Below are 16,244 nucleotides of genomic sequence, written 5' to 3' on the forward strand. Positions count from 1 at the left end.
CCCACAGGCGAACGCCGTCATCGGAAAACACATTGAAGCGGTAACGTCCGCAGGCAAAGCTGACCGTGCGCTGGAAACGATCGCTGAAACGGTCGCCAGGCAAACCATACGGTGTGCCCGGCCCTCCTGCGCCCCAGTTGTGATCGAGCACACCGCCTCCTTCGTTGAAACGCATGAAGGCCGTACCCTGCAGATCCACATTCCCCCAATATTCAGCACACCACTCGCCGGCGCTGCATCCCTGCTCAGAGGGTAGATACCCGGCGCCCTGCCACCAGGCTTCGAGTCGCGCGTCACCTGAGTTCTCATAGAATTCGATTTTGACTTCGTGATTCCCAGATGACAGCGATCCGCCCCAGTCATGACCTGTGAACGAAGAATCCCACCAGGCATCCAATCGCAGTTGTCCGTCAATGAAGATTCGGCTAGCCGTCGTCGTGCTGGTGAAAGCGGTAGTTGCCGCCAAGAAAAATTCATCGTCCGCGTAAAGCGGGCGCTGAAGCTGTCATTGAAGGGCCTACTCCTCTGGCGATCCGCCCACTGGAGCGTACGACGACTGTCACCCTCGCCGTCGTAACAGCGTCCGCCCAGATTGCGATCGCTGAAATACTCAACATGCCAGCTCCCAGCCGGCGGCGGTGTGGGCGATGGAGGAGCGGTGTAGGGAACGATGACCCAGGCATTGGCGACCTCCCGGCCGCCATTCCAGGCAAACGAATAGGCGCCATCGTTGAAGTACAGTCCAGACGATCCCCCACCATCGAGCTTCAAGGTGTTACGCGCCCCATGCACCCACAAGACATCTTGCATTTCGTGAGGGGTTTTTATTGTAACACGGTCGGCTGGCGGCAAGATAGAGGAGTGTTGCGTCGTCGCTGAACCCAACGAAACTCTGTGATCTGTTCCACCAGTTGTTCGCAAGAGCAACCGAAGAACTCATCATTGATGACAACGGTATTGCTACTGCACGCACAGTCACCTTCCGTGTTGTAGCCCTGATACCAACAACGCCACCGGTATTCGCCGCCAAACGTCACCTGTGGACCGCCGCCCAACGTGAGCCAGTGAAAACTGTTCTGTTCATTGGGCCAGCCGATGTTGGGATCATAGCTCCCGTTCAGCCCCAGGGAACGCCTATTCTGCCATTCGGAACCGCTGTAGTCCGTAAAATCTGTCCCCTCGACAAACGTCAAGCCCCTCACCACAGTTCAGCGGCAGCGGGGGAGTGTCCGGGCAACCGCTGAAGTAATCGCCGTTGATGGCCGCGATGCCGCCTACGCTGGATGCCATGGAACTCAGCCAGGCAGTTCCGCCCGATGGCGCAATCACCACCCGCGGTTGCAGGGTGTTGCGGTTCAGATCAACCTTGATGACACAAATGTTGTTCAGATTGCAGAGCGACAGCCCGGCGCGCGTCTCGACGCAGGCGCCATTCGTCACGCCAGTACAATCGGTCTGCGGCGCCAACGACTGCGCCCATGACGACTGATTCAACGCGTTCAGCTCATCCCATTGGATGCTGGTCAGGATATGAGCAGGAGACATGAACGCCTCGACGCTCCCGGCACGATACACAGGTGTGAGTGTGACGGTTATCGTTGGTGCGGCGTGACGGGCTGTGCGATCGAAGGCAGGCAGCACGACAGCCTCGGTCAGCGTTGGCTGAGACTGTGCAATTGCGCGGTGCTGCAAGAACAGCAGCAATCCGAGCAGCATCAGAGCGCCTGCTGTGAAAAGCCTGGCAGAGTCATCGTGCTTCATCTTCTTCTCCCCAACTTAGCAGGATCAGTTCAACAACCCCGCACGCGCCGCCGAACAGCCTACCCGATACGCGCCACCAAATCATCAGCCAGGCTCAACCCCATCTGCTCACGCCCTCGCTGATCCACCCGCGCAGCAGCGCCGGACGGTTGCTCTCCGTGGTGCGATGCCCAGCGCGATAGGCCTGGTACACGTAGTCCAGGTTTTCTGCCCGGAAGTGAATTTGGACTACTTGGATCGGTATCTCGTAGCTACTGTTGTGGGTGCCGGTCACCACCGCGTCGAAGGCGATCCCTTTGCCGGTCACCGAGACCTTGTCGCCTGGGCGCAGTGCCCTGAATTCATTGTCGGTCATGTGACATCACTTCTGCTCCTGTTTCCACTGATCGAAGACCTCGTCGGCAACCTACCTGGTCTCCTGGCACGCGCAAGTTACCTGTACACCCTCCCCACGGTCCGATAGCGCGTCGAGCCGCAGTTCGGGCACTCACGCCCGCCGTTGCTGCCGGGGCAGCGGTGGCAAAATTCCCTGCGACAGCCGTCGCACTGATAGACCTCCATGTGCGAAGCGAGCCAGGCGGTGGGCTTGCTTCCGCAATTCGGACAACTATGATAGTCAGCCATGAGTAACCTCCATCTGGATATTGGTGGCGCCATAGCGAAGCGCGTTGTGAGCGTCCGCGACCTGCGTCATCGCGTTGGCATCATACACCCAATACTCTCTCACAGGTCTTCCAACCTTCTGTCAAAACCCTGTCAACTTTGCGCAACATTCACGGATTGCACGGCTTTTACCAATTGATATCCAGTGTCTGTCAATGACATACCACCTGGTAAAAATCCACCAGGATGCGAATCTTGGCCCAATCGGGGTATTTCACCTCGAATTTCGGGCTGCGAATGTTGGTCCCTTTCAGCCAAATGGTGTAGGTGTCCACCGTGAGCGCGGTGATGCTGTAGCCGCCGCCAGCATCCACGCCAAATTCACGCACGTAACGGTTCGTCGCCGGTGGGCCTTCGATGCGGACAAGCGCGCCGCGGGGGCCAAACGGTTTCCCTTGCAGGTTGTAAACCAGGCCGGCAACCTCGGCGCAGCAGCCCTTGTGCTCCTCATAGTGACGCACCCGCGGCTCGAAACACAAGGCGGCGGCGGGGCGCGACGTTGGTGTGGGAGTGGGCAGCGTCGGTTTGTCAGCCCACCCGACCGGCGGCGACTGATCGGCCCCGTCCGTATGCTGTAGTTCGATGAGCGGCTCAAAGACGGTGTTGTCATCCCGGTCATCGTTGCGCGCATTGGCAATGAAATAGATGACATCGCCGGGCTGCGCGTTGATGCTGACATCGAAGCGGGTACCGGTCGTATCGGAGCCGTTCAGATCAACCTGCCAAACCGTTGTTTCCTTATGCACGATGCGCAGATTGACCCCGTTGCCGCCGCGGCCATCCTTGTACGCGCGCCCGGAAATGCGCAGCGATCCCTCATACGGTGAAACCCACTCACGCGCCACATCGTGCGCCCGGCTCGGATACATACCATTGTCGGAGATGCGCATCCGTGGATCGTAGCGCGCGTCACAGCACCACCGCCACCAGGAACCCCCATCCCACGGCATTTGTTTGAACTTCAGGCTGCCCGCAGATTCCGAGATCAGATAGTACCAGGAGCGATAGCCCTGCTCCGGCGAGAAATCTTGCAGCGCTTGCGCCACCTGCACGCTCTTCAAAAGAGGCGGCGTCGCCTGCACGGGCACGGCCGTGAATGGATAAGATGAGGTCAGGAATTCGGTGCTGACCCAACCGCGGCGCGCCGCATCAACCTGGATCGCGACCCATGCGGCGTCTTCGGTGCGACCGGTAATCGTCACCGTGGTGTTGGCCTCAAGGCGGCCGAGAACAAGATAACCGGGTCCGGGGCCAGCCCGCACGCGCAGGACTGTCGTGTTGGCAACTACGGCCAGATGAGGACCAGGGAACGGCGTAGGCGTGGGCGTCGGCGTCGGTTGGCACGAGGCAAGATGGGCGTCGGCCTCCGGGCGATTCAGGTCAATGATGCGCGCAGCAACAAACTGCGCCTGACCGTCCTGCAGATTCTGCTGCGCGCACAGGGCACCGCCATGAGCGATATGCGCATCGTACAGCTTCGTTTTGAGATCGGCGTAATCAGGTTGGGCTGCATAGATCGGCTGCCAGGCCGCGATGGCGCCGGCGTAGTTCTGAGCATTCCAGGCTGCCTGGCCGACCAGATAATCTTGGGCAGCCTGACTTCCCCGGCGCCCGGCGGAGGATGCCGGATCCTCTTCCAGGACGCAATCCCACCATCCCTGTGCCGCGGAAACATCCGCGGCGCCTTCTGCGGCCTGCGCCAGGTTCGTACACGCGGTGATGCGCAGACTCTTGACCGCCGTCGGTTCGAAGTTGGCATCACGCAGGCGAATGTCGGCGATCAGCCCCAACGCCTTTTCAGGGTCCCCGGCCGTCAAGGCGGACTGCGCCGCCTGCCACTGCTCGACAACGGCCGCCTGCGCGACCGCGCGTTGGCTCTCGTCCCGTTGTTTTAGCAGGAGAAGCGTTCCCGCCGCGCCGGCAACGATAATCAAGAGCGCAACCAGGCCGATCAGAACCGGTAAGCGGCTCGATCGGCCCCGCGCCGGCGCCGGGGGTATCCCCTTCTGGGCGCCATCCTGGGTCGCGACACGCGTGGCGCTCGCCTCCGCGCCGCACTGAATACAGTATTTCTGCCCTGGTCCCAGACTGGCGCCGCACTGTGGGCAGAGGACCACTGCTGCCTGCGACGTTCCCACACGTTGCAGAAGCTTGCCTGATCAGGCAAAGGGGCGGAACAGTTTTGACATTGCATAAGCGTCCTCGTAGGCGGGGGGGTAGCTCGAAGCAGTCTGATCACATCTTATGGGTCAACATTGCGGGCCAGCAACAAGAACATCGAGCCACGCTGCACATCCTTGCCGCCTGGCTGCTGATTCGCCAGGCCAATCGCGCGAACAGATTTCAGATAGGGTCGTGTGCTTGCATCGAAGTCTTTCTGCGCATACTCTGGCATCTGCTCGTAGACGGTATCTACCAGAAGCTCGACGTTCATGTAGACATAGCCGCTATTACGTGCTGGCAGACGGGAAATGAAGTTCCTGAACGCGTCGTCGCGCGCCAACGATTGATCAGCCGCTGTGGCTACTTCACGTAGCACCTGATGGGAGGTGCCGATCACCACAAAGTGATTGACCAGCCCATAGCCGATCGTTGTAGCCTGGTAGGGATCGGTAATCGTATGGAATGTAACACCACCGATTTTTTCCTCGTTGAACTGGGATCCACCTTCCCGGGTGAGTGCATCGGCGATGTTCTGCATCCCGCGTTCGGCCACACGATCATCCTTGGTTTCGATCAGCAACAGCAAGTTAGCCGGCATCTGCAAAATTCCCAGCGGGCCCTCGGAGTCTGGATCGCTGATCAAAGCAAGCGCATACTCGCCATCGGCCCAGCCAAACAAGTCTTGTTCCAGGTTGATGCCCAGGCTGCGTTCGATCTGCGTCATTAGCGACTCACCGCCAACGTCGGCAAGGCCGGCCACATCGGCGATTTGATCGAACAATAGGCGCAATTTCTGGCCGCTGTACATCACCAACGTGTCTTCGGGCAACGCAGCGGTTACTTTGTTCGGATTAGCAGCCATCTCCATCGCCACGCGCCAGGCGTCCGGGATGCTGTCGGGATTCACAAGCATAACGTAGTCCAGACGTAGCCCATCGTTCTCCAGAACTAAGGCCGCGCCAACAGCCTGCAGCATATCGCCAGCCAGTCTGTCGAGTTCTTCTGAACCGCCCATCTTGCGAATCGTTGCCCAGTCGGCATAGAGATAGCCGAAGCGGTTCCCACTCAGTTCTTTCATCATACGTTGATACGTGCTATTCTTGGGCAGTGCGGTCTGCTTGCCCTGCGCCGCATCAATCAGCGCGTGCAGACCGTCGAGGGATGTGGCAGCGATCACGAAGCGGTTGACCTCAGCATAGGCAAGCTGATCGCTTGAGTCTCCGGAAGTTTTGTAAACGACAAGGATACCGCTGTAGCGTTCTTCCTCGAAGACAGCACCGCTGCCCTCCATCTGCGTTCGCACTTTCTTGAGAAATGCAGCCGACTCCCTACTGCTGCGACTGGCAACGGCAGCCACAAGCGCCGGCTCACCAGCACCCGTATCCACGATACCAGCAACCGCTTCTAAACCGATCCATGGCTGGATGTCGCGTGCAAAGTCAATGTCGAGTGATTGTGCCCCTAGATCCATTGGTGCTGCGCCGGTCTCACCCATCACAGCGCCCAACACGCCGCTCAGCGGCGCCAAGTTTTGCAACCGGCTGACTTGCAGCGGGCCGGGACTGAGACTCATCATCATCATGGTGTCAGCGGGCATCAACTTGACAGCTTCGTTCGTACCGAGGCGCAGCCACTGCCTCGCCAGCAGATAACCACCTACGCACAAGAGCGCCACCACAATCAGGCCACCGCTGATGAACCACAACCAGGGGAATCGGCGCTGAGGCGACCTCGGCATGGTTGCTGGCGCACCAGGAGGTATCCAACCGCCGCGAGATGGTTCCTGTAGTGATACTGGTGTCGCCATCAGCGGCTTTCCGCACTGCAAACAAAAGCGATTCGTATCAGCGTTGTGCGTGCCGCAATTCATGCAATACATAGATTCCTCCTCAGTAAACAAATAAACGGATTTCTTGATAGGCACTTTCCCGGCACAGACGCAGGAACCAGACAAAGTGCGCTGGGTAACCGTTTTCTTAGCGCGTCCAATCCGGCGACCAGGCATTGTAAGTCGCTGCGGTCAACTGGTAGAGCCGCCTGCCTCTGGCGTCTGCGACGAACAGGATCTGCGGATCGCCGGCCGGCTTGTAGATCAACCGCCCGCCGTCTGGCTCCACGCCGGGCTGTTGCCATCCTCGATCAGGCGCCGCGCCTGACCGGTCGCCGCGTCGACCACGAATACGCTGATCAGGCCATCGCCGTCATCGTCTGCGCCGAAGGCGAGCTGTACGCCGTCGGGCGACCAATCGGGGCGGAAGACGTACCGCCCTGGATCGTCGCGCTGCTTGGCGGATGCAAAGCTGAACAGGGCGCGGCGGTTGCTTCCGTCCGCGTTCATCAGCATCAGATCAAGGCCAGGGTAAGGCGCGTTCTGGGCCAAGTAAGCGATCTGCCTGCCGTCAGGTGAGACGGCGACAAAACGGTTGTCGCCGCCGTCCGCGGTCAGCCGGCGCACGTTGGAACCATCCGCATTCATGCGGTAGACCTCCCAGCCGCCGTCGCGGCGGCTGGCAAACGCCAACTCGCTGTTCCCGGGAAACCAGGCAGGATGATCGTCTTCGGCCGGGTGATTGCTGATCGCTCGTGCGTTGCTCCCATCGCTGCGGGCGACGAAGACTTCGGTGTTGCCGCTGACCTTGGACACAAAGGCCACAAGCGTGCCATCATTGCTGAAGATCGGGTCCCAGAAATACTCACTGCCGCTGGTCAGTGCGGTCATGCTGCGCCCATCCCCGCGTACTCTGAAGATATGCGCAAAACCGTTGCGATCGCTGCCAAAGACCACTTTTCCGACCACAGGGGTCGGCGTGGCGGGCGCCGCGGTCACCGTGGGCGTGGCGGTCAGGAGTGGCGTCGCGGTCGGCCCCGGCTTTGAGGCGACACTGACGCCCAGGAGATTCAGAGCCGGATCGAGATCACCGACCGTCTCGGCGCTAAGATCGAGCACCTCGACGCTGACCAATCGGCTTGATTGTAGCTCTGGCGGTAGAGGCACGCGCAGCATGTCAATCACGGCTACGCCCGCATCGAAGCGGTTCGCCCCGCGCCAGACCTCGGCCAGCTCCGGGCTGCGCGTGCGGCCGATGACGTCGCCGGACTGTTTCCACTCGCGCAGGTTGTGCCCCGCCACCAGATCCACGGCATGCATCTTGCCGTCGTCAAAAATCAGGCGCACCCGGCCGACGGTCAGCCCGTCGAAGCGGCTGAAGAGGTTGCCTCCGGTCAGAGCAGATAGACAGCCTCCGGCGCGGCTGTATCGACCGACAATGAGATGCGCTGTGGATTGCCGGGTAGCGGTGTGGTCTGTGTGGTGACGCTGCCGCCTCGGCCTAGGCTGAAACGCACGCCGGAGAGGACGACATCGCCCAGCGGCGGATCAATGTAACCGTCCGTGGTCATGGCGTTGACAACCCCTTGCAGCGAGACGGCCACAAACCGCTCTGAGGTGGCCGGCGGCGCTGCTGTCGGGGTTGCGCTCGGCGGTAGCGTCGCCGTGGGCGATGGGGTTGCGGTCGGCCGTAGCGTCGCGGTAGACAGCGCGGTAGCGTTGGGCGGAATAGCGCCGGTCGCTGATGCTGCAGGCGTCGCGGTTGGCGCCACGGAGACGATCTGAGTCGGGCCTACGGTCGCGTCGCCAGGCACGGCTCGCGCCAAGGCAGGAGGGGCGATCTCGGTCGCGTCCGTCCGAATGCCCGCCAGGAGGTCACCGACCCGACTGCGCGCCGGTTCCCAGGCCAACAAGACCAGCGCCACGACTCCCACAAGAAACAGCGGCAGCAGCCACCATGAACTCGGTCGCCGCGGTTCCTTGGGCGCGGGCGCGACGGGCGCGGGCGCGACGGGCACAAGTGCTGGGGCCGCCGGGATTGGCTGCCCGCAGATGTGGCAAAAACGCGTGTTCAGCTTCAGTTGCTGCTTGCCGCAGTGGGGACAGAAAGTCACTTCGTCTGGCATGACACGATTACTCCAAAATGCCGTGTATGGTACGGATGTTTCACGAGAGCAGCTTGCCGCAGTGCAGACAAAACTTGCTGCCGGTCTGCACCGGCTGCCCGCAATGCATGCAGAAGGCCGGCGAGGCAGATCGTGCTGACGACATCGTGTCAGCAGGTGTTGTCTTTTGTTGGCTCCCGCGGCGATAGATGAAATAGACGCCAACTGCAGCGGCTGCTAACAGGATAAGTAACACCCACCACAGCCCACTGGTGCGTCCGCCAGGCGTTTGGCCGGAAGATGCATCTTGGCTTACCTTAAAGCACCAGGTCGCAAGCTGATAGGGCGTCCCGAGCGGATCGCCCTGCACAAAGCAGTAGCCGTCCGGTTCGAGCACGCCCTGGGGACGGAGTTCCAACAGCCCATCGGCCTTGGGGGCAGTGTCATATCCCACAAGCTTTCCCTCACCGTAGCCTGAGATGAGCTGAAGCCACTGCGGGTTAATGCGGTTGTGCCAGGCGACGATTACTGGCTGACGGTCAGCGCCGACGGAATGCCCTCCAGTCTCCCCATGGTCAGGCGACCCCGCAAACTCTTTCATCTCGACCAACTTCGTGCCGCTCTTTAGGTAGAATCCAAAATGCGGCGGCTTCGCGTCTGCCCCAGTACATGCTGACAACATGAGGGCAATAAATGCCATAAGTGTGCAGGCCGATAGGATCTTTCGTGTCATGATCGAACTCCCTTGTGCATGATGTCTGGTCGCCGGCAATTCGCAGCAACCCAAATTCATCAAGGCGCCTCTCTTACCGTTCGAGGACACCGCGTGTGTACAGCCACCCCACGAACCCCAACAAGACCAGCGCGCCGATCACATCGGCGGCCTTGACCCAACCAACGGAGTAGGAGTTGAACAGCGCAAAGAGGCCGCCCAGGATCCGGCTGACCGGGCTGTAGACCAGCGCGCCCACTGCCAGCACGACCAGCAGGCGCACGCTGGCCGGCAGATTGAAGCGCCGCGGGATGTCCAACTGGCGAAGGGCCGAATTGGCCCACCAGAGGCAGGCGATGAATGCGGCCGTGTAGATGAGACTAATGGTGACACTTAAAAAGGTACTCATGGTTTTCTCCTTAAACTGAGTAAGTTCATACTAATGGCCTCGTGAAACCGTCGGCAAAAACAACCGATGCCCGGCCGACAGCCGGATCGTCGCGACAACCGTGTTGCCATCCGAATCGGTTGCGGTCAACGTGATCACGTGCTCGCCCGGCGAGAGGGTGGCGATGAGCAGCCCGCCTGTGCCGAGCCCGCCGTCGCGGTTCGATGTCCAGCGCAACGCCGCGTCGTCCAGCGTGCCGTCTTCCAGATCGAAGGCGCGGCCCTCCAGCCAGATTGCGGTGCCGGGGAAGAAGCGCGCGCCGTCCTCTGGCGACAGGATGAACGCCTGCGGCACTTTGCGGCCTACTGTGAACGGTCCATCGGACACATCATCGGTCGTGTTGACGCCATCGGTGGCGCTGATCCGCAGCAAGACCGACGTTCCGCCGGGTAACATGCTGACGTCCAGCGCGTGCTGCGTGCCGGTGAGGTCCAGGCCAGTCGGGATCCACGACGCGCCGCCGTCGGTGCTGTAGGCGAGTGCAAAGTGCAGAGGGTCGCCGTCCAGATCGCCGGCCGTCCAGGTGACGGTGTACGCGCCACTGCCGACCCACGTCTCGCCGCCGTTGGGAGAGATCAAGCGGACAGTGGGCGCGTGAGCGCTGATGGCGCGCGTGGCGATCGACGCGCCCAGGTGGGTCAATACAACTCGTGCTGTATCAGTTGGATACGGAATAGATAGCGCAAAGCTATCCTCAGCCCCAGGCGTGTTAGAAGGACTAAGGCTCACTTCGGAGTGATCGAAACCCAAATTAAAACACCGACCATCAAGACGGCTGCCGTTAGCAGCTAGCGCCTCAAGACAATAGTCGCTGCCCATGTTCGGACTGGGTGGAACCGCTGAGATCACAGCATAGAAGGGGTCGAGGTCCACCTGCATAGTCGGGCTGTAGACCATGCCCGAAACCAGCAGTTGTCGAATAGACACCACTGACTGCGTTCCTGTAGCATTGAGGTTGGGAGGATCCTCGAAGCCGCCAAGCAGCCTTTCGTAGTTTGTAGGAGAGGCCCAACTGGGTTTGCAGTAGGACATGAGGTCATAAGTGTGCTGAGGATCGAGCACCTTGAGTTTCACCACGTCCAGTCCGTGAGCAATGATTGAACCCTTCGGAGTTGCGTTTGGATAGGGTCCAGTTTCACCCGTCGCGGCAAAGCAGTCACCGCCCGCATCGTTTGGAGTATGGCGGAGTTCATCATGGCTGTTTAGTACGTGTCCGATTTCATGCGCCATGACTTCATCGGGTGATATGTTCTTTGCGGCTCCGCCGAGCGTCTTGTCGCAGGCATCCGCACCTATTGCTACTCTTCCGTTTCCTTCGTCCCAGACAGGATCGGCCACACCACAGGTTTCATAGGGATCACGCGCTATCCCAGGTATCCACGCATAGAGGCGGTCTGGTGTGCCTCCAACCCAACCAGACGAACGACTGACATCATTCCAGAAACGGTTAACAGCCCTGCGGTACGAAGCCTCGTGGCCGTTTAGCTTTACAGAGAGTACCTCAGAGAAGCCTGGCTGAAAGAAATACTCCACGTCGCCAGCCCCAACTGGGTAGATTTGTCTAAGTGCTTTGTCCCCCCTTGCAGCAATGGATGGGTCGGCAAGATGAATGAAGGGTGCCTGCAGATTGGCGTAGCCTAGACTCATCCAAGCGATCCTCAGTGGATCACCTGTTGGCTGGCCAGATCGGAATGGCCTCATAATATTCCCGTCAATGTTGTTATCTTCATTACTCTCGACAATGTAGTTGTTCGGATCCACCGTAGCCCAGAACGTCATGTTGCCCAGGAGCAGGTCTGGTGGTGGACGGAAGTTGATCGTATCCTGCAAGTGATTGGGATCAGGATTCTGCCCTGCTTGAACAGGCCATGGGTTGACAGATTGAGTGATGGTGCGCTCAACGCCGAAGGCATTTCGCATGTGCAGGTGAGCCGTGACACCGTAGACCGATGGCGCGCCGGACACGCCAACAAATACCCGCACGAGCGTGTCTTTCTTGGCGATCAAGGAAATGATAATCTGGCTGGTTGGATCTCGTTCCTCCACAAACACCTGCGCAACCTCGATGTGGGCAACGCGGAGATCGGGTGGTTGAGCAGCGAAGTTTATCCCGCTCGCATTCGGAGGCACTGTGACTGTGCGAAATGCCGGCGAGAAGACATACGGATCCTTATCTGGTCTGATGCCGTACGTCCCCGCCGGCAGTTCTGTGAAGGTGTAGTCCCCATTCGCATCAGTCGTTGTGTTGCGCGGGGAGCCGGCCCAGACGGTCACGCCGAGGATGCCGTGGCCGCTGGCGTCGGTCACGCGGCCGGAGATGGTGTAGGTGACGCCTGTGAACCGCAAGACGAACAGACCGCCCCCGTTCACGTAGCCTCCGTAGGCGACGACGTGGACATACCCCCCCGCCACGGTCACGCCCTGGGCAGATCCTGGCGTGTCATAGAAGCCGACCTCAGTCGGGGCGGCCGGGTTCGCCACGTTGATCACGCGCAGGCCGCGATTATAATCTACAACGTACGCGTAGCTCCCTGCCAAAGCTACCTCGTAAGCATACCCTGGCGTGTCATAGAAGCCGACCTCCACCGGGACGGCCGGGTTCGCCACGTTGATCACGCGCAGGCCGCGACTATTATCTGCAACGTAGGCGTAGTTCCCTGCCACGGCTACGCCCTGGGCATATCCTGGCGTGTCATAGAAACCGGCCTAACGTACGCGTAGCTCCCTGCCAAAGCTACACCGTAAGCATACCCTGGCGTGTCATAGAAGCCAACCTCCGCCGGGGCAGCCGGGTTCGCCACGTTGATCACGCGCAGGCCGCGATCATAATCTGCAACGTACGCGTAGCTCCCTGCCAAAGCTACGTCGTAGGCACGCCCTGGCGTGTCATAGAAGCCGACCTCCACCGGGACGGCCGGGTTCGCCACGTCAATCACGCGCAGGCCGTACCTTTCATCTGCGGCGAACACATAGCCCCCTTGTTCCGCTACGGACAATGCAGAGTCCAGCGTATCATAAAGGCCTATCTCCATGGGTCGGGTTGGATCCGTGATGCTGATCACTCGCAGGCCGCTCTCACCGTGTGTGAGATAAGCATGATCGCCGATCAGTGCTACATGTAACTCATAATCAGTTGCGAAGCCCGGCGCCCTCCAGAGGCCCACTAAGACTGGCGCAGCCGGGTTCGCTATGTTGATGATACCCAAGCCGCGTTCCCATACGCTACGTAGGCATAGCCTGCCATTACCATCACGTCGTAAGCGTTCAGTCCCGATACTGCGCTGATCTCAACAGGGACGGCCGGGTTGGTGACTCGGATTACTCGGAGGCCGTTGAATTCATCCGCGAGATAGGCATAGCCGTTTGCTACAGCTACAGCCATAGCTCTGAAAGTCTGACGGAAACCAACTTCAGTCGGTGCGGTTGGGTTCGCCACGTTGATCACGCGCAGGCCGCGCTCCTGATCTGCAACGTAGGCATAGCCTCCTGCGACGGCCACACCCAGGGCATACCCTGGCGTGTCATGAAGCCAACCTCCGCCGGAGCGGCCGGGTTCGCCACGTTGATCACGCGCAGGCCGTGATCCCCATCTGCAACATAGGCGTAACTCCCTGCCAAAGCCACGTCGTGGGCAGTTCCCGGCGTGTCATAGAAGCCGACCTCCGCCGGTGCGGCCGGGTTCGCTACGTTAAACACGCGCAGGCCGCCCCCATCTGCAACGTAGGCGTAGTTGCCCGCCACAGCCAAGTCTGCCAAACCAATTGGTAGATCAGCTGTCTGTCCGATGACGATCGGGTGCGCGGGGTCAGCTATGCTCAAAATCACCAAGCGTAGGCCGACACCGATGTACGCGTAGTTGCCCTGCACGGCCACAGCGTAGATTTTGCCGCCGATTTGACCAACCAGTTCGACGTTGTGTGAGTCAAGAGGGTCGGTGGCTTTCACGGAACTGCTGCTAGCTGTTGCCTGAGCTCCGTCGCGCTCGTCCCGTTTGTCTAGGCTCTCGATAGACATCAGCGCATCGAAGAGAAAGGCATCGCCGGCAGCGGCGGAAGATGGTTGAACGCTGATCGACGCCTGTAGGACAGCGATCGGCGCCTTGCCCGCGGGCAGCGCCAGGGTGAGCATCACGACTAAGCCCAGCAAGGCCGGGAGTCGGTGCAGGGGTTGGGTAGATATGTTGCCCTTCATTTTCTCTCTCCGCCTGGCTCTACTGCCAGGATATCACGAAGTCTTGCTGCGCAATGAGTTCCTGATTCCAGCAAACCTCGACGCTCACTGAATGGTTGTCGTCGGATGTTGACCCGAAGCTGGTCGTGTACCGGCCATCACGACTGAGTCCCACGCTGTAGCAGCCCCATCCACAACTGAGCTTTACCTCGGCGCCATTTACCGGATTGCCGTATGCGTCCTTGATGTCAATGGTGATATCCGCACTGCCGCCACCTCCTGAACTGCGCGAGGCCTTGGCATCGAACAAGATCTGCAACGGCAACGCAGGTGGTGGCGCCGGATTGGGCGTCGGCGTGAATGTCGGCGTGGCGGTCGGGAAAGGATGCTGCTCATCTTCGAACTCTATGGACGCCACCACGCGCGAGAACTCAAGTCTGTCCTGCTCGCTGATGTCTTCCAACTCATCTTCAAGCCAAGCTAGCACGCACTCACCAGACTGGGTTCGCCAGTCAAAATGATCTCGCGTTTTCCTGCGCGCGAGGACGCTGGCAACTTTTGGCCCCTCCAAGTTGTACGTTGTGTCGAACTCTCCATAGGTGGCGGGGATGATAAGCGGCCACGTACCACCACTGACAAACACCCTCTTCATCTGTTCATATGAAGTCCACATTCGTTTGACGGACTCTACGCTCGCCTGACTACCTGGATCGCCTTGCGCCCTGCCGCAGTATCCACTATGGATTTGCACTCGCATAGCAGTCAGCGGATTGATTGAAGAAGATGGGACTCGGAAATAACTTGCACCCTGATGCTCCTGGACCCAGGTCGGGGGAATTCTGAGTTTGAAGTGAAGTTCCTTGCTTCCGCCGAGATCGTAGTAGTCCTTCCAATCGGCTGGCAGGTTCAGCCCGAGGGAGAGCGGCGTTGGAGTCGGGGTCGGCAGGAGGCCCGGATGCCAGGTAGGTGCCACCTGGCGGACCATGCTCCCGTCGGACGGATTGTACAGATAGAAGCTTTGCCCGGTAACGACGGCCAGCAGTCTCCCGTCGCGGCTGAAGCCAAGATCACTGGGCCTGGTTGCGATTGACCACGATTGACCGCTCGTCCCGTCGGCCTGCCAAAGCTGAATGGTTCCTCCTTCAGTTTTGGGCCCTGCCGAGTGGAGCGTTGCGAAAGATACGCCATCGGGCGCAAAGTCAACGCGATAGACTGCCGGGCTCCTCGTTGTGTCGGTAGGACCGATAAGCTGCCGGATAAGCGTTCCGGTCCTGGCATTCCAGAGGCCCAGCATACTTTCGCTTCCGATATATGCCATCGTGCTGGTACCCGGACGGAACGCCAGATCAACGCCATAGGCCGACCACAGGGGAGTCTTGGGGCGCCTTTGAAAGCACTCCACCGTCCGCAACGCGGGAGACGACAAAGCCGTCAGCCTCCCCCGCCGTCGTAGCAATCAACTGCCCATCAGAGGAGAAAAACACGTCCTGAAGTACGCCGTACTCTCTGCCTGTGGACATCTCGCGCACAAGCTGGCCGTCGCTCACACGCCAGAGCCGAAGCTTGGCGGAGCTGCCTCCATACCCATTATCTGTGGCCCATAGCCCTTCAACCGGACTGGCGGCGAGCAGTGTAGACGCTTTTTAGCTCGTAGGCCAAGCTCGTCAGTCACCCACCAAACCTGGACCACGCGCCCCCGGGTAGCAAGCAACGTGCCATCAAAGCTGAAGGCCGGGCCCTTGGCGGCGAAGGACCAAGATCGGTCGCCCACCTCCATCGGAATGAAGCGGGCTTCCCGCCACGTAGCTGTGTCGTAGAGATACACGCCGGTGGCCGACCCGATGGCCAGCAACATGCCATCTGGCGACCAGGTGAGACGCGATAACTGCATCGGCTGGGGTGTGACAGGCGTAGGAGTCGGCTCCGGCAAGGAAGAAGGCGACGGTGTAGGCGTCTCAGATGGCGAGGGCGACGTGGATGCGACGCGGTCCGTAACAGCCATTTGCGTCGCAGTTGGTGTGACCGGCACCGAGGGTGTGGTGGACACGGTCTGCGGGTTGAGAGCGCCGGAGCGCTGGCCGTCGGCCCCGCCAACTGCCAACGCATCAGTAAGACGCCCGCGACGATGATGAGAGCGACTGAGACCAGCACCGGCGCCAACCAGGGTGCGGCTCTCCCACGGCGCGGTGTCGCAGACAGGATAGACTGTCCGCACCGGTAGCAGAACCGGGAGTCAGCCGTCAATTGCTGGGCGCCGCAATGGATGCAGAAAGGTAGATGGTCGGCCATAAAGCCTCACGAGGGGGCTTGACACGCGCCCCCAAAAGCGCAATACTACGTTCAGGTAAAGAGCCGTCAAGCTTTCTCCCACCCCGCGAAAAGTCGCCGAGTGTG

13 protein-coding genes and 1 pseudogene are annotated in these 16,244 nt (G+C 60.1%); 1 reads left to right on the forward strand and 13 read right to left on the reverse strand.

The genetic code is table 11. The features are described 5' to 3' along the window. From IPG14_RS10320 to IPG14_RS10380, 13 genes and pseudogenes are all read right to left on the reverse strand, one after another. Positions 1 to 466 (reverse strand): annotated as a pseudogene (locus IPG14_RS10320) (hypothetical protein); the annotation flags it as partial. A 668-nt stretch (positions 467 to 1,134) separates the two neighbouring features. Beyond that, positions 1,135 to 1,761 carry a hypothetical protein gene (locus IPG14_RS10325; RefSeq protein ID WP_343391742.1) on the reverse strand — a complete coding sequence of 209 codons (627 nt, stop codon included), beginning with the start codon at positions 1,759 to 1,761 and terminating at the stop codon, positions 1,135 to 1,137. A 94-nt stretch (positions 1,762 to 1,855) separates the two neighbouring features. Further along, positions 1,856 to 2,116 carry a hypothetical protein gene (locus tag IPG14_RS10330; protein WP_343391743.1) on the reverse strand — a complete coding sequence of 87 codons (261 nt, stop codon included), beginning with the start codon at positions 2,114 to 2,116 and terminating at the stop codon, positions 1,856 to 1,858. Between the two features lie 460 nt (positions 2,117 to 2,576). Beyond that, positions 2,577 to 4,358, reverse strand: a complete 1,782-nt coding sequence (locus IPG14_RS10335; protein WP_343391744.1) for an SH3 domain-containing protein — start codon at positions 4,356 to 4,358, stop codon at positions 2,577 to 2,579. Between the two features lie 308 nt (positions 4,359 to 4,666). Next, positions 4,667 to 6,511, reverse strand: coding sequence for a DUF3352 domain-containing protein (locus IPG14_RS10340; protein WP_343391745.1), 1,845 nt, complete (start codon positions 6,509 to 6,511; stop codon positions 4,667 to 4,669). A gap of 168 nt (positions 6,512 to 6,679) precedes the next feature. Continuing rightward, a complete protein-coding gene (locus tag IPG14_RS10345) occupies positions 6,680 to 7,762 on the reverse strand; it encodes a hypothetical protein (RefSeq protein ID WP_343391746.1) in 1,083 nt (360 codons plus the stop codon). Between the two features lie 47 nt (positions 7,763 to 7,809). Continuing rightward, positions 7,810 to 8,541, reverse strand: coding sequence for a zinc ribbon domain-containing protein (locus tag IPG14_RS10350; RefSeq protein ID WP_343391747.1), 732 nt, complete (start codon positions 8,539 to 8,541; stop codon positions 7,810 to 7,812). 40 nt (positions 8,542 to 8,581) lie between these two features. Then, entirely contained in the window at positions 8,582 to 9,253 is a 672-nt protein-coding gene (locus tag IPG14_RS10355; protein ID WP_343391748.1) for a zinc ribbon domain-containing protein, read from the reverse strand. A gap of 73 nt (positions 9,254 to 9,326) precedes the next feature. Continuing rightward, positions 9,327 to 9,641, reverse strand: coding sequence for a hypothetical protein (locus IPG14_RS10360; protein ID WP_343391749.1), 315 nt, complete (start codon positions 9,639 to 9,641; stop codon positions 9,327 to 9,329). Between the two features lie 30 nt (positions 9,642 to 9,671). Further along, positions 9,672 to 12,344 carry a carboxypeptidase regulatory-like domain-containing protein gene (locus IPG14_RS10365; RefSeq protein ID WP_343391750.1) on the reverse strand — a complete coding sequence of 891 codons (2,673 nt, stop codon included), beginning with the start codon at positions 12,342 to 12,344 and terminating at the stop codon, positions 9,672 to 9,674. A gap of 2 nt (positions 12,345 to 12,346) precedes the next feature. After that, a complete protein-coding gene (locus IPG14_RS10370; protein WP_343391751.1) occupies positions 12,347 to 12,886 on the reverse strand; it encodes a hypothetical protein in 540 nt (179 codons plus the stop codon). 235 nt (positions 12,887 to 13,121) lie between these two features. Continuing rightward, positions 13,122 to 13,871 (reverse strand): hypothetical protein, encoded by a 750-nt coding sequence (locus IPG14_RS10375; protein ID WP_343391752.1) that lies wholly within the window; start codon positions 13,869 to 13,871, stop codon positions 13,122 to 13,124. Between the two features lie 19 nt (positions 13,872 to 13,890). Next, a complete protein-coding gene (locus IPG14_RS10380; protein ID WP_343391753.1) occupies positions 13,891 to 15,144 on the reverse strand; it encodes a hypothetical protein in 1,254 nt (417 codons plus the stop codon). Between the two features lie 547 nt (positions 15,145 to 15,691). Between IPG14_RS10380 and IPG14_RS10385 the strand changes: the two genes are divergently transcribed. Further along, positions 15,692 to 15,979 carry a hypothetical protein gene (locus IPG14_RS10385; RefSeq protein WP_343391754.1) on the forward strand — a complete coding sequence of 96 codons (288 nt, stop codon included), beginning with the start codon at positions 15,692 to 15,694 and terminating at the stop codon, positions 15,977 to 15,979. The last annotated feature ends 265 nt before the right edge of the window (positions 15,980 to 16,244 follow it).

It is taken from the genome of Candidatus Amarobacter glycogenicus, from assembly GCF_016704105.1.
GTDB lineage: Bacteria > Chloroflexota > Dehalococcoidia > Tepidiformales > Tepidiformaceae > Amarobacter > Amarobacter glycogenicus.

What these genes read in the sequence shown, in the direction of transcription:
- IPG14_RS10380 (WP_343391753.1), bottom strand. Translation starts at nt 15,144, where the DNA reads ATGCTGGGCCTCTGGAATGCCAGGACCGGAACGCTTATCCGGCAGCTT.
- IPG14_RS10360 (WP_343391749.1), bottom strand. Translation starts at nt 9,641, where the DNA reads ATGAGTACCTTTTTAAGTGTCACCATTAGTCTCATCTACACGGCCGCA.
- IPG14_RS10330 (WP_343391743.1), bottom strand. Translation starts at nt 2,116, where the DNA reads ATGACCGACAATGAATTCAGGGCACTGCGCCCAGGCGACAAGGTCTCG.
- IPG14_RS10385 (WP_343391754.1), top strand. Translation starts at nt 15,692, where the DNA reads ATGGCCAGCAACATGCCATCTGGCGACCAGGTGAGACGCGATAACTGC.
- IPG14_RS10325 (WP_343391742.1), bottom strand. Translation starts at nt 1,761, where the DNA reads ATGAAGCACGATGACTCTGCCAGGCTTTTCACAGCAGGCGCTCTGATG.
- IPG14_RS10350 (WP_343391747.1), bottom strand. Translation starts at nt 8,541, where the DNA reads ATGCCAGACGAAGTGACTTTCTGTCCCCACTGCGGCAAGCAGCAACTG.
- IPG14_RS10375 (WP_343391752.1), bottom strand. Translation starts at nt 13,871, where the DNA reads ATGAAGGGCAACATATCTACCCAACCCCTGCACCGACTCCCGGCCTTG.
- IPG14_RS10355 (WP_343391748.1), bottom strand. Translation starts at nt 9,253, where the DNA reads ATGACACGAAAGATCCTATCGGCCTGCACACTTATGGCATTTATTGCC.